Source organism: Lysinibacillus sp. EB106-09-02-XG168 (assembly GCF_058791475.1).
On sequence record NZ_JBYTDN010000003.1, the window covers coordinates 3,384,695 to 3,398,445 of the forward strand.

General features: G+C 37.7%; 13 protein-coding genes and 1 other annotated feature (1 of these 14 cut by a window edge). All 13 genes read right to left on the bottom strand.

Annotated features, from left to right (window positions below; translation table 11 throughout):
- Positions 1-4: 4 nt before the first annotated feature.
- Complete coding sequence (locus tag AC3WSO_RS17355) at positions 5-637, bottom strand: O-methyltransferase (RefSeq protein WP_492532549.1); 633 nt, start codon at positions 635-637, stop codon at positions 5-7.
- A gap of 526 nt (positions 638-1,163) precedes the next feature.
- Positions 1,164-2,291 carry an endolytic transglycosylase MltG gene (mltG, locus tag AC3WSO_RS17360; RefSeq protein ID WP_492532550.1) on the bottom strand — a complete coding sequence of 376 codons (1,128 nt, stop codon included), beginning with the start codon at positions 2,289-2,291 and terminating at the stop codon, positions 1,164-1,166.
- Positions 2,292-2,642: 351 nt separating this feature from the next.
- Positions 2,643-3,830 carry an acyl-CoA dehydrogenase family protein gene (locus AC3WSO_RS17365; RefSeq protein WP_492532552.1) on the bottom strand — a complete coding sequence of 396 codons (1,188 nt, stop codon included), beginning with the start codon at positions 3,828-3,830 and terminating at the stop codon, positions 2,643-2,645.
- Positions 3,830-5,173 (bottom strand): LLM class flavin-dependent oxidoreductase, encoded by a 1,344-nt coding sequence (locus tag AC3WSO_RS17370; protein WP_492532553.1) that lies wholly within the window; start codon positions 5,171-5,173, stop codon positions 3,830-3,832. Before AC3WSO_RS17370 ends, AC3WSO_RS17365 begins: the two co-directional genes overlap by 1 nt.
- A 79-nt stretch (positions 5,174-5,252) precedes the next feature.
- Positions 5,253-6,089, bottom strand: coding sequence for a MetQ/NlpA family ABC transporter substrate-binding protein (locus tag AC3WSO_RS17375; protein ID WP_492532554.1), 837 nt, complete (start codon positions 6,087-6,089; stop codon positions 5,253-5,255).
- 12 nt (positions 6,090-6,101) lie between these two features.
- Positions 6,102-6,755 carry a methionine ABC transporter permease gene (locus AC3WSO_RS17380; protein WP_492532556.1) on the bottom strand — a complete coding sequence of 218 codons (654 nt, stop codon included), beginning with the start codon at positions 6,753-6,755 and terminating at the stop codon, positions 6,102-6,104.
- Positions 6,697-7,776: a methionine ABC transporter ATP-binding protein gene (locus tag AC3WSO_RS17385; RefSeq protein ID WP_492532558.1), complete on the bottom strand. Its 1,080-nt coding sequence runs from the start codon at positions 7,774-7,776 to the stop codon at positions 6,697-6,699. The genes AC3WSO_RS17380 and AC3WSO_RS17385 overlap by 59 nt, the downstream gene beginning before the upstream one ends.
- A gap of 47 nt (positions 7,777-7,823) precedes the next feature.
- Complete coding sequence (locus AC3WSO_RS17390) at positions 7,824-8,633, bottom strand: MetQ/NlpA family ABC transporter substrate-binding protein (protein WP_492532559.1); 810 nt, start codon at positions 8,631-8,633, stop codon at positions 7,824-7,826.
- A gap of 312 nt (positions 8,634-8,945) precedes the next feature.
- The gene (locus tag AC3WSO_RS17395) at positions 8,946-9,473 is read right to left on the bottom strand and encodes a DUF1292 domain-containing protein (RefSeq protein ID WP_492532560.1); all 528 of its coding nucleotides are present in this window, start codon (positions 9,471-9,473) and stop codon (positions 8,946-8,948) included.
- A 141-nt stretch (positions 9,474-9,614) separates the two neighbouring features.
- Positions 9,615-9,923 carry a DUF1292 domain-containing protein gene (locus AC3WSO_RS17400; protein WP_049667728.1) on the bottom strand — a complete coding sequence of 103 codons (309 nt, stop codon included), beginning with the start codon at positions 9,921-9,923 and terminating at the stop codon, positions 9,615-9,617.
- Positions 9,924-9,941: 18 nt separating this feature from the next.
- A complete protein-coding gene (ruvX, locus tag AC3WSO_RS17405; RefSeq protein WP_197145001.1) occupies positions 9,942-10,358 on the bottom strand; it encodes a Holliday junction resolvase RuvX in 417 nt (138 codons plus the stop codon).
- Between the two features lie 2 nt (positions 10,359-10,360).
- Positions 10,361-10,627, bottom strand: coding sequence for an IreB family regulatory phosphoprotein (locus tag AC3WSO_RS17410; protein WP_004226839.1), 267 nt, complete (start codon positions 10,625-10,627; stop codon positions 10,361-10,363).
- 255 nt (positions 10,628-10,882) lie between these two features.
- A complete protein-coding gene (gene alaS / locus AC3WSO_RS17415; protein WP_492532561.1) occupies positions 10,883-13,543 on the bottom strand; it encodes an alanine--tRNA ligase in 2,661 nt (886 codons plus the stop codon).
- 78 nt (positions 13,544-13,621) lie between these two features.
- Positions 13,622-13,751: a binding site (T-box leader), on the bottom strand (it continues 85 nt past the right edge of the window).

The window sequence follows — 13,751 nt, forward strand, 5'->3', positions numbered from 1 at the left end:
ATAGTCACCTCTTCAAACATAGTAATAAACCATCACCGACCGGTAAAAATGCACTAGTATAATCAGGGTGCTCCATAATCCAATCGGTAAAGTTTTTTAAATTTCGAATCATTGTACGCTTGCGACGCGGTACATCTTTTAAATCCAAATCTGATAAGCCATGCATATACATATTATCGATATATAGAACTCCGCCAGATTTTACAAGAGGCGCATACTTTTCAAAAAAGCGTTGATATTGTCCCTTTGCAGCATCGATAAAAACTGCATCGAAGGTTGTATGAATTGCTTCATCATTCACCTCTAAGGCGTCACCTTCAATAACCGTAATACGATCTGAAACTGTAGAACGTTCAATATAAGCCTTTGCTCTCGCAACACGCTCAGTATCTCGCTCAACTGTAACAATATGCACGTTAGGTAAAGCGTCAGCCATTCTTATTGCAGAATAACCAATTGCTGTACCAATCTCTAAAATTTTTGACGGATTTTGAATACGTAGCAGTTGATTTAGTGCATCAATGCCTGCAAGCTGCATAATCGGTACATGATTCTCCTCCGCAAATGCTTCCATTTCTAAAAGCAATTCATTACGTGGTTGAATAAATGATTGAATATATGCATCTGATAATTCCATTTTTAAGTTCACCCTCATATCAATTATGCCTCGGCATAATTGCGTCTGGAATCGGCTTTGTGCCAGCACACAGCCGATTTCGTGACATACGCCAGAGGCTTTAACTTCTTTCAGTGGATGCTTGGACATCTGTATCTATCGCTACAAAAGACATCTGCTGAAAAAAGTTAAAAGGCAACGAGTAATCCTCGTTGTCTGTACTTCATCATTTAACAACAAAAAGAAAAAGACCAAACGTGATGTCTTGGTACTTCGTCATACAAAAATGAGCAATTGTTTTTATAAGCTTTAAACAATTGCCACCACGTATATTTTTCCGCATTAACGGACTGATTGAATTTTTCCCATGCGGATCGATTAAAAATCACAACTTATAATAGCATGAAAATAGAAGGAAAGCTATTTTTCTTTCCTTCTATCCACATTATTACTATTTATTTTTTAATAATATCCAGTATATCTCGGCTTTCGCAGATGTATGGACACCAGCTGAAAAGTAACTTAACATCTCACAAGTTAACAGAAATTACTCTGCATTGCGCAAATATTTTTGTTCTTTCTGTAAGTGTTCATCATATGTTTTCGAGAAGTGATTGACACCCTGTTTATCCGCTAAGAAGAAGAGATAATCTGTTTCACTTGGATTAAGCGCTGCTTCAATTGAAGTTTTCCCAGCACCCGCAATAGGACCTGGTGGTAAGCCTTTATTTTTGTAGGTATTATAGGCATTATCTACTTCTAAATCTTTGTAAAGTACACGATCTTTATGAGATCCTAGTGCATATAAAACAGTTGGGTCTGTTTGTAGAGGCATTCCTTGATTGATACGGTTATAGAATACGCTCGCAATTGTTTCTCGATCTGTTTGAGCAGTAGCTTCTTCTTCCAATAATGAAGCAAATGTTATTAATTGATGTACTGACATTTGTTTTTCAGTAAGAGCATCGCTGTAATTTTTCAAAACCTTGTCCATTGCCCCTACCATTTCGTCTACAATCGATTCCAATGTTGGTTTTTCTTCAAAATAAGAATACGTTGCAGGGAATAAATAGCCCTCTAAATCATAACGAATATTATCGGCTAAAACCGCATCCGTTACAAGCTCAGGATATTTAGCCTTCATTTGTTGAACAAATGTGTCGCTTGTTACTAAGTCCATAAATTCCTTTTGAGTGTAAGGTGTTTTCTTTTCCACAATATTACCGATTTGTTCAAGTGTTAAGCCTTCAGGAATGGTCATTGCAAAGACTGGCGTACGGTAGACCTTTCCGGTTTTTAAACTTTTGATTAGTTCGTCTAATGTCATTGACTGTGATAAATCATATTTGCCTGCTTGGAACTGAGATTCATTTTTAAATTTGGCATAGTATTTAAAAACACGAGCATCTTTAATTAACCCTTTTTCCTCTAATAGAGTCGAAATAGAGCTTAAACCTGAACCAATTGGTACTTCAACTGCTATTGTTTTAGTCGCATCTGGATCTACTGGTTTTAATGCGCTCTTCACATAATTATAGCCAAATAAACCGACTATCCCTAAAATTAGGACCAAAGCAATTGCAACAATAGCAACGATTTTTCTCACAATTTTTACCTCGGATTTTCTTTCTTGCATTTTTGAAAACATTTCTTGTTTTTTTGAACCGTTATTCACGGGTTTCCCCCCTATCACTCCATTATCATACTAGAAATCAACTTTCACGACAAACAGAAATAGATAATTCAGTAGAAAAAGCACACATAAAAAAATAGCTTGCGACAATAGAATGAGTATAATTAATAAAAGTTGATTCCCTAGAATTAGTAAAAAAAGCTGAGACAAAAACAGTTTTAAAGCATTGATAACATATTAGAGAAAACTAGATAGATAATAATGGGTCGTTTTGATTATTTGGTATGGAAAGCCCCTTCATAGAAAACAAAAATCTGCCAACAATATTGTTAGCAGACTCAATAATATTTTTTCCACAAAAACGGTTGGAAAAACATCAAGATAAAGTGATACCTATAATTGAAAAGCTCCTTGTTTGACATCGACTAATAATCCCTTTGCAAGCTGTGTTATAACTACATCATCTGCCGGAGGATTAAAGCGGCTACATTGAACATCTCGAAATAGTCGCTGTAATTTACTAGTCTTAGACAGACTTCGTCCACCAACAACTTGCATTGCTTTTGTTACGATATCAATGGCATTGTTACTAATGACATACTTTGCAATGCTAACATCTTCAGAAAGTTGATCCTTTATCGCAGGATTTTGCTCTACTTGCGCTGCAATACTATACAATGTTCGACGTGCCGTTTGATAAAGTATTTCTATTTCACCAATTTTTTGTTGGACATGACTTGCGTGTGCGATTGTATTTTCTAAACTGTATGAATAAGTATTTTTAGCAAATTCTATTGCATAATCCCTAGCAGCCCCTGCAACCCCTAAGTAAACAGCTGGAATTTCTAATGAATAGATACGACCATCAGCTAAAAAACGGTTTATTTCATTTGGACGATGCTTGTATAGCAATGCCTCCTCCGGAACAAATGTGTCATGAAAAATAATATCATGACTACCTGTTGCACGCATTCCCATTGCATCCCAAGTATTAACAACCTCTACCTGATCATTTTTAGTTACTAAAAATTCAGCCGTTAAATTCTCTTCTTCTATATAGGCGATAATCGTAAATTGTTTTAAAATGGGGGCTAGGGAAGCAAAAGCCTTTTCACCTGTAATGAGATAGCCTCCAGGCACTTTTTTTGCAATTGTGCCAGGTAAACTTCCACGAGAAATATTACCTTTCCCTCGTTCGCTATTGATAATATTTAATAGAGAACCTTCTTTAACTGCTTTACGACTTAATTCTGCAAATATTGGCTCGGGCCACGTCTTTGCCTCACGAACGTTCAAAAAGGTTAATAAGTGCCAACCAACAGACAATGCAGTAGAACCATCGCCTTTTGCTAATTGTTCCTGTACTAATAACATTTCATAAAGCGAAATTTCCTCACCGCCGTATTTTTTCGGCACGGTTAATTTAAAATAGCCAGCATCCTCTAAAATTTTAAATTGCTCAAACGGAAATTCTCCACTCTCATCATATTTATCAGCAGTCTTGTCAATTTGTTGTGCCAATTCACTAGCATATTGAACTAGCTTTTGCTCACGATCGTTACGAATATAAACATCACTCATCAATGAGTCACCCTACTTTTCGTAAATCGATTTTGTGGTTTTTTGAGTCCTAAATGTTCCCTCAGTGTTGAACCGGTATATTCTTTTCGATAAATACCCCGCTCTTGTAAAATAGGCACGACCTTGTTCACAAAGTCTTCTAAATCACGTGGTAATAACGGAAACATTAACATAAAGCCATCTGCCGCTTCCTCTGTAATCCAGCGCTCCATCTCATCAGCAATTTGTGTTGGTGTTCCAACAAAGGCATCGCGCTTCGCAGGACCAAATAGGCGTGCATATAATTCGCCCACCTTTAAATTTTCTTTTTTGATAATTTCTAAATGCTCATAGAAATGACTTTGAATACTGTTGACTTTAGGAAAATCCACTTCGATTGCAGGTGTATCTAACGAGTATTTAGAAAAATCTACATTTCCCATATAGCCCGAAACAAATTTTAAACTCTCATATGGGTCAATCAACGCCTGTAATTCATTATACTTATGGATAGCCTCTTCCTCAGTATCCCCCACAATTGGCGATATCCCTTGGAACACAAGAAGCTCCTCCTCAGTGCGTCCAAATGGAGCAAGCTGTGCCTTTAAATGGCGATAATGCTCCTTGGACTTCTCAATATCATCCCAATGCACAAAAACGACCTCCGCTGTTCGTGCTGCTAATTTTTGCCCTGGTTTTGAAGCACCAGCCTGAATAATAACAGGCTGCCCCTGAACGGAACGTGCAATATTCAATGGACCTTTCACTGATAAATATTCGCCTTTAAAATCGGTCTCATGCACTTTATTGCGGTCATAAAAAATATTATTATCACGTTCGTAAACAAAAGCATCGTCCTCCCATGAATCCCATAATGATTGAACTACATCGATAAATTCCTCCGCACGTTCGTAACGATGATCGTGCTCCCAATGCTTGTCACGGCTAAAGTTTAAAGCCGTCTCTCCCGTGGCATCTGCTGTTGTCACTAGATTCCAACCGACTCTCCCATCACTAATATGGTCTACGGACATTAGCTGTCGCGCTAATACATATGGCTCACTATAAGTGGTTGATGCAGTGGCACCAAGGCCAATTTTTGTTGTCGCAGCTGCCAAAGCTGTAATCTGTATAAGAGGATCAAAGCGATTTAAAATATGTGGATGTGATTCATGATTGATTGCTAAACTATCCGCAACAAAAGCAATATCAAACTTACCCTTTTCAGCTATTTGCGCCACCTTTTGTAAAGCTTTAATATCGATACTTGCATTAACTTTTGCTGAAGGATGTTTCCAAGCTGCAACATGCATACCTGCCCCAATTAAATATAATGCAAGCTTTAACTCTTTTTTCTTAGTCATTTTGTCGTCATCTTCCTTTCATATGAATCAATTTCACTATCCATATATAAACAAAGGCATTAGGTCAATATAGTGTTGGTCAATGAAGGTAAAATTCCTTCCATGTAGCTAATTCATCTAAAGGCATTTTCACAGGAATATAATTCCCTTTGGAAATATCTTTAATGAATTTAGCTGTCTCTTCACGCTGATAAATGTCAATAATTTTTTTCAATGTCTCATTGTCCTTATCTTCAGACCTTGCAACAATGACATTAATAAAAGGTTTCGCCGTTTCATTCTCATGAATGATGGCATCTTTCAATAGTAGTCCTGCTTCGACAGCAACCCCATTATTAATGATCGCAAAATCGGCATCCTCCATAACCCTCGGTGTCGTCGCACCATCTACTGGTAAAATGTTTAATTTTTTCGGATTATCTTTAATCCGATCCTCTCCACCGTTGCCATCAAAATTATCCGTAACCGTCAGTAATCCATTTTCCTGTAATAGCAGTAACGCTCTACCCCAGTTAGAAGGATCATTTGGTACAGCAATTTTGGCGCCCTCTTTCATATCATCCAAGGATTTATATTTGTTAGAATATAAGCCTATCGGAGCCATGATCGTTGTGCCAATTGCCTGTAAATCTGTATCGTTACTCGTATTAAATAAATTTAAGTAAGCGACATGCTGAAATGCATTCATATCAACCTCCCCCTCCGCCAATGCTTGGTTCGGGTCATATTGTGCTGAGAATGTCACTAAATCGAGATTTATATCTTCCTTAGCAGCCTGTTTTTTTATATACTCCCATGTTTTCAATTCCGAGCTACGGATTCCAACCTTCACAGCATCTTTTTCATCTGCTTTTGCACAAGCAACTAGTAGGAATAGTAATGCGATTAAACCGAAAAAATAATTTAGTTTCCTCATATTAATTCTCCTTTATGACACTCTGCGTAATTTTCGTTCAAGACTATTTCCAATACTTTGAATGATTTGTACGAGTACTACTAGAATCACCACTGTAACTAAAATCGTGACATTGTCAAAGCGTTGATAGCCGTAAGTAATGGCTACATCACCAAGGCCACCTCCTCCAACTGCCCCTGCCATTGCAGTCGCCCCAATAAGCCCAATTGTTGCCGTCGTAACACTTAATATTAAAGAGGGGAAAGCTTCAGGTAGTAAAAACTTTTGAATAATTTGAAGTGGAGATGCACCCATTGCCTTTGCTGCTTCAATAATGCCTTCATCCACTTCCAATAATGAATTTTCTATTAATCTTGATATATATGGACCGATATGCAAGACGAGTGGCACAAGGGCAGCTGTCGTACCTATTGCCGTTCCAACGAGCAAGCGTGTAAATGGAATGATAGCAACAAGCAGAATAATGAACGGAATGGAGCGCAAGGTATTAACGACGGGATTGATGATTGAGAAAATTATTGTATTTTCAAGAATATGCCCTTTTCTCGTCACAACTAAAGTAATCCCTAAAATAAAGCCTAAAATCGCACCAAAAAATAACGAAATACTAACCATGTACAGCGTGTCTAACACTGCGTCGATAATGATTTGTGAGCTCACCTTCATGTGCACTAACCTCCTCTATTTGAATATCTTTCGTTCGAATAAATTGGTATGCCTTTTCTATTTCTTTGTCTACGCCAACTAATTCAACGATTAAATTACCAAAGGGAATCCCTTGAAGCTCTGTAATATTGCCAAACAATACATTGACATCAACATCAAATTTTTTTGCTACTTGAGAGACAACTGGTTGCCCAACGTCTACACCTATAAATTTCAGATTATAAATTTTTTTAGAATGATCTATCGTTTTAAGTTGCTCGTAGACAGATTGTGGAATGTCATCTCGAACTACAGATTGTACAAAGTTTTTAGTCGTCTCCTTTTGCGGTGCAGAAAATATTTTAAGTACATTGCCTGTTTCAATAACTCTTCCGTTTTCCATCACAGCTACTCGATTGCAAATGTCCCTTATGACTTCCATTTCATGTGTAATCATTAAAATGGTAATGCCGTACTCAATATTGACTCGCTTGAGTAGCTCCAATATAGATTTAGTCGTTTGTGGATCTAGAGCGGAAGTCGCCTCATCACATAATAAAATTGTTGGCTTTGTGACAAGTGCACGAGCAATGCCCACTCTCTGCTTTTGTCCACCTGACAGTTCATCGATATAACGCTCGGCTTTGTCCTGTAAACCGACAAATGCCAAAACTTCACTTACTTGATCTTCAATCTTTGATTTTTTTACACCACTTAATACTAATGGCATCGCAACATTTTCAAAGACGGTTTTAGAACGAAGAAGATTGAAGTGTTGGAAAATCATACCGATATTTTTCTTTTCCTCGCGAAGCTGTTTTTTACTTAATGTTGTCAGCTCTTTGCCATTCACAAGAACGCGACCAGACGTTGGTTCCTCCAGTAAGTTCACTGTCCGTATTAATGTACTTTTGCCAGCACCGCTAAAGCCGATAACACCAAAAACATCACCCTTTTGAATCGTTAAATTAATATGATTTAATGCCGTTACAACGGTTGTTCCTACCTGAAATTCCTTTGTAGTTTCGATAAATTCAATCATTTCACGTCTACCTCCTTAGCATTTCATATATTTTTGATATGCCAGACTTAAAATGCTGGAACGACAGCCCCCTTATACTGATCTTCAAAAAAGGTACGTGCCTTTTCGCTTGTCAGCCATTTAACGACTGTTTGAATTGCTGGATCATTTTGCTTTTCTTTTGTCGTCGCAATAATATTGGCATATGGCGATTCTGATCCTTCGATAATAAGTGCATCTTCCACAGGGTTATAGCCCCCTTCTAAGGCGTAGTTCGTATTAATTGCCGATGCGTCTACATCATCTAGTGAACGAGTTAATAACTGAGAATCAACACCGATAAATTGAATATTTTTTTCGTTTTTTGTAATATCCTCGATTGTAAAATCATTTTCCTTTGTTTTATTCAATTCGATTAGTCCATTATTCTGAAATAGTAGTAAAGCCCGAGAAAAATTGACGACATCATTTGGAACGGAAACCTTTGCGTTTTGCGGTAAATCATTTATATTTTTGATTTTTTTAGAGTACACACCAAATGGTTCGATATGAATTCCTTTTACACTCACTAAATCTAAATGGCTTTCTTTATTTGTTTGTTCTAAAAACGGAATGTGTTGAAAGTAATTGAAGTCTAGTTCACCATCTGCCGTTTGCTGATTTGTTTGAACAGCATCTTTTAAAATGGAAATATCTAATTTCACGCCATCTTTTTCAAGATCCTTTGCTAAATACTCTAATACTTCCGCATGTGGTACATTGGCTGCCCCTACCTTTAATGTTACTGTTTCGTCTTTACTCGCTTCTCCTTTGTTTGTGCAGCCTACCAACAAACCTATCACTAATACACCGACTAGCAGTCCCCATAGTGTCCTCACGTTCAATTTCCTCCTTTGTAAATAAACTTACTTGGTTTAATGTAAAACAAATCTTATCTGTTTACTTATGATTGGTCAACGTTCGATATCTCGTTTTATTTATAGATATTTAAAAATTCAGATAAAATAAAATACAAGAAATTTAATTATCTCTAGAAAAACACATGAATTTGCTCGAAAATACATAAATATCATTTTTATATAGAATGTTTTTGCATAATAGATAGAAATTTTCTATTAATATTTCTAAAGGCCGTCACTCGTTATTCAATAAAAAAACTCTGAGTAGCAAGTTACTACTCAGAGCTCTAATTACAATTCATTTAATACATCTTCAACAAATGCCCATTCTTCATCTGTTTCAATCGGTAATAAATCTTCAATCGTTCCGTCATTTCCAGATACGTATTGAGAAGCAAAAATATCTCGATCTTCTATTGGCTCGTCCGTTGCTAGAACATAAAGTACATAAGATTTGCCAAATTGTTCTGATGAAAATGTATGAATAACCTCACATACTTGATCTGCCCCATGCTCATCTGTAATTGTAAATTGCTGTGGCCCTTCTTCAAACTCGTCTAGAAGTGTCAGGACTACTTCATTAATCATTTCCCATTCTGCCTCTGTTTCAACAGGCTGTAAATTTATCATTTCTCCATTGTTATCATCATAATCAAATGTCATAGCAGAAATGTCACCAGGAATTTCATTACCATCTTCGTCGATTAACGAAAACAATACATATGATTTTTCTTCTGCATCGAAGGTGAAAACAACACGACACTTTTGCTCTTTGCCATTCTCTCCAATAATCAGAAATTCTTGCGTTTCTTCGTTCATTTAATTTCCTCCTTTTAACTATGGTTCAAATATTGATTCGAGTCATTATAACCACATAGCTTTATTCTTTCAAAAGTAAAAAAGGAACAAGGAGTGCTTGTTGCCATCCTTGTTCCACACTTTTAAAGACTACGATGATGATTATTCTTCGTTTTCATCCTCTAAAGCGTTTAATACGTCTTCTACCATATCCCACTCTGCTTCAGTTTCGATTGGTGTTAACTCACCATCTTCACCATTTTCAGATGGAACGAATGAAGATACGAAGATTTCAACAGAGCCATCCTCATCTTCTTCTGCGCCTACCATAGAGTAAAATACGTATGATTTGCCAAATTCAGCTGATTCATGTACGTGAATTACTTCACAAAGCTGTTCATTTCCGTTCTCGTCAATTACTGTAATGTGTTGTACGTGTAGTTCTTCTTCATGGTTATGCTCTTGTGCCATGGATTGTCACCTCATCAATTAATTTTTGCTATCCAAGTAGCCTTGTAAAATCATCACAGCAGCCATTTTATCAATGACTTGCTTACGCTTTTTGCGACTCACGTCTGCTTCGATTAGCATACGCTCAGCAGCCATCGTTGTTAAACGCTCATCCCAAAGCTTGACCGGTAGTGAAAATGTTTCTTCTAAAAGCTTTTTATAGTTTTCAGAAGCCTCCCCACGCGGTCCAACCGTATTATTCATGTTTTTCGGGTATCCTACAACAAATTCTGTTATTGCATACTCCTTTACTAGCTCAGCTATTCGCTCAATGCCGAACTCACCGTTAGCTTCATCAATCTTTACGGTTTCAATACCTTGAGCCGTCCATCCTAAAGCATCACTTACAGCAACGCCTACGGTTTTTGACCCAACGTCTAATCCCATAATTCTCATTTCTAGTCCTCGTTATTCTTTTTAATATAAAACTTAACAAGCTCTTCTAGAATTTCGTCACGCTCTAGCTTGCGAATTAAATTACGAGCATCCTGATGGCGAGGAATATACGCCGGATCACCAGAAAGTAAATAACCGACAATCTGATTGATAGGGTTATATCCCTTTTCCTCTAATGAAGAATGTACCTTCAACATTACCTGCTTGACTTCCTGTTCCATTGATTCTTCTGGAAAATTAAATTTCATAGTTTGATCAAATGAACTCATGACCAGCACCTCGCTTTCAGAAATAAGGAGATGTGCAAAAAAGCTCATCTCCAATTTCTCTTTATTATAACATGTTTTGGCGTATTATCAATTATGCCTCGGCATAATTGCGTCCGAAATCGGCTTTGTGTTTAGGCCTGCGTGATGCAGGTCAGTTAGCCGTTATCGCATGGATGCGATGACTTTAGGCTAACATCCTATATTCCGATTCCGTGACATCTGCCGGAGGCTTTAACTTCTTTTCACTAAAAGAAGTTAAATGGATTTAACATAATCATACACAGAAAGTAGTGCTTCATCAAGTTTTGATGCTTCTTTTGCACCTGCCATCGCCATATCTGGACGACCGCCACCTTTACCACCACATGCTTCTGCTACCATTTTTACGATATTTCCGGCATGGTAATTGCCACCAACTAAATCTTTTGTTACTCCAGCACATAGCATAACCTTTTCGCCATCTACAGCACCAAGAACGATAACAGCCTTAGGCATTTTAGCCTTCAAGTCATCCATCATTTGACGTAGTTGATTGTTGTCCTTCGCCTCAACTTTAGTAGAAAGAACAGTTACATCCCCAAAAGTTTGCGCCGCGTCCACAATAGCTCCTGCTTGTGCATTAGCGATTTTTTGTGATAATGCTTCATTTTCGCGTTGTAAATCTTTGTATTCAGCTTGCAACGATTGTACTTTTGTCACAAGATCTTTTGGATTTGCTTTTAATAATGCTGCCGCTTCGTTTAATAAAGCTTCTTCCTCTTTTACGGCTTCATAGGCAACTTTACCTGTCACAGCCTCGATACGACGAGTACCTGCACCGATACCACCTTCTGAAACAATTTTGAAGAATCCAATTTCAGAAGAGCGTTTTACGTGTAAACCACCGCAAAGTTCAATAGAGTAATCACCAATTGAAACGACGCGAACGATATCGCCATATTTCTCACCGAATAGTGCCATCGCTCCCATAGCTTTCGCTTCATCGATGCCTTTTTCTTCAATAACGACTTCTATATCATCCCACACTTTTTCATTTACGATACGTTCAATTTGTTGTAATTCCTCTTTTGTTACTTGTCCAAAGTGAGAGAAGTCAAAGCGTAAACGGTCAGGTCCTACATATGACCCAGCTTGGCTAACATGGTCGCCTAGTACATCTTTTAATGCACGTTGCATAATATGTGTTGCTGTATGGTTTTTAATAATTAAATTACGTTCATCACGGTTAACTACCGCTTTTACAGCATCTTCAACATGCATTTCTCCAGATTCTACAAGTACAGTATGAAGCGGCTGACCATTTGGAGCTTTTTGTACATCTTTTACAATGGCAGTAAAACTATCATTAGCAATCACACCGCTATCTGCAATTTGACCACCCATTTCAGCATAGAATGGTGTTTTAGCTAAAATAACTAATGCTTCTTGCCCTTCAGATGCTACTTTTGACACTTGGCCGTTGACAATGATCGCTGCAACTTCTGTGTCTGTCGTTAATGTATCATAGCCCACAAATTCACTTGCAACCGTCAAGTTTGCTAGCACTTCGTTTTGTACTTGCATAGAATCTACATCTTGACGAGCTGCACGTGCGCGTTCACGTTGTTCTTCCATTGCTACTTCAAAGCCTTCATGATCTACCTTCATGCCTACTTCTTCCGCATATTCTTCTGTTAATTCAATTGGGAAACCGTAAGTATCATATAACCGGAATGCATCTGCACCTGGAATATAGTCATGGCCTGCTACTTTTTGAGCTTCTACCACTTCGTTAAAGATAGCAAGACCACCGTCCAATGTTTCATGGAAGCGAAGTTCTTCATTTTTAATAACACGTTGGATAAACTCGCATTTTTCCGTTACTTCTGGGTAGAAATCATTCATAATTTCACCAACAGTTGGTACTAATTCAAACATAAATGGCTTTTCAATGCCGATTTGTTTTGCATAGCGTACAGCACGACGTAGTAAACGACGTAATACATATCCACGACCTTCATTTGAAGGAAGAGCACCATCACCAATAGCAAACGCCACTGTACGAATATGGTCAGCGATTACTTTAAATGGTGTATTGATATCTTCTTCTGAATCGAAGATTTCACTTAGTGCTACTTCACCTGGACGTTTGTATTTGCGATTTGCTAACTGCTCGATTTTTTCAATAATAGGCATGAATAAATCAGTATCAAAGTTCGTTGGAACATTTTGAACTACCGATACGATACGCTCTAGACCCATACCAGTATCAATATTTTGCTTTGGAAGTGGTGTATATGTGCCATCAGGATTATGGTTGAATTGAGAGAACACTAAGTTCCAAATTTCTAGATAGCGTTCATTCTCACCACCTGGATACATTTCTGGATCAGTTTCATCTGAACCATATTCTTCCCCACGGTCATAAAAAATTTCTGAGTTAGGACCTGATGGACCTTCACCGATATCCCAGAAGTTCCCCTCTAGACGGATTAAACGCTCCTCAGGAATACCAATTTCGTTATGCCAAACGTCATACGCTTCTTGGTCTTCAGGATGGATCGTAATCGATAAAAGTTCTGGATCAAAGCCCATCCATTTTTTATCCGTTAAGAATTCCCAAGCATAATGAATAGCTTCTTTTTTAAAGTAATCACCAATCGAGAAGTTACCTAACATTTCAAAAAACGTATGGTGACGAGCTGTTTTACCTACGTTTTCAATATCGTTTGTACGAATTGATTTTTGGGCATTTGTGATACGTGGATTTTCAGGAATGATACGACCATCGAAATATGGTTTAAGTGTTGCAACACCTGAGTTAATCCAAAGTAATGATGGGTCATTGATCGGCACAAGTGGTGCTGATGGCTCATGATGATGGCCTTTTTCTTTAAAGAATTCTAGATACATGCGGCGAATTTCTACTGCTTTCATTTAAAAAGTTCCTCCCTATATGTTTTGTAAAATTACGAGATGAATCCGCAAATATACATAAAAAAGCCCTCATCCCAAAAAAGGGACGAGGACTTGTAATTTGTCTCGCGGTACCACCCTAGTTGTAAGTAAAAGTATACTTACCTCTTTAGCACTTGTAACGTAAGTGAACGGCAGGGATTAACTGCACTCTGGAGTAGCTTTCGGT

What these genes read in the sequence shown, in the direction of transcription:
- AC3WSO_RS17375 (WP_492532554.1), bottom strand. Translation starts at nt 6,089, where the DNA reads ATGAGGAAACTAAATTATTTTTTCGGTTTAATCGCATTACTATTCCTA.
- AC3WSO_RS17355 (WP_492532549.1), bottom strand. Translation starts at nt 637, where the DNA reads ATGGAATTATCAGATGCATATATTCAATCATTTATTCAACCACGTAAT.
- AC3WSO_RS17410 (WP_004226839.1), bottom strand. Translation starts at nt 10,627, where the DNA reads ATGAGTTCATTTGATCAAACTATGAAATTTAATTTTCCAGAAGAATCA.
- AC3WSO_RS17380 (WP_492532556.1), bottom strand. Translation starts at nt 6,755, where the DNA reads ATGAAGGTGAGCTCACAAATCATTATCGACGCAGTGTTAGACACGCTG.
- AC3WSO_RS17395 (WP_492532560.1), bottom strand. Translation starts at nt 9,473, where the DNA reads ATGAACGAAGAAACGCAAGAATTTCTGATTATTGGAGAGAATGGCAAA.
- AC3WSO_RS17385 (WP_492532558.1), bottom strand. Translation starts at nt 7,776, where the DNA reads ATGATTGAATTTATCGAAACTACAAAGGAATTTCAGGTAGGAACAACC.
- ruvX (WP_197145001.1), bottom strand. Translation starts at nt 10,358, where the DNA reads ATGAGAATTATGGGATTAGACGTTGGGTCAAAAACCGTAGGCGTTGCT.
- alaS (WP_492532561.1), bottom strand. Translation starts at nt 13,543, where the DNA reads ATGAAAGCAGTAGAAATTCGCCGCATGTATCTAGAATTCTTTAAAGAA.
- AC3WSO_RS17365 (WP_492532552.1), bottom strand. Translation starts at nt 3,830, where the DNA reads ATGAGTGATGTTTATATTCGTAACGATCGTGAGCAAAAGCTAGTTCAA.
- AC3WSO_RS17370 (WP_492532553.1), bottom strand. Translation starts at nt 5,173, where the DNA reads ATGACTAAGAAAAAAGAGTTAAAGCTTGCATTATATTTAATTGGGGCA.
- AC3WSO_RS17400 (WP_049667728.1), bottom strand. Translation starts at nt 9,923, where the DNA reads ATGGCACAAGAGCATAACCATGAAGAAGAACTACACGTACAACACATT.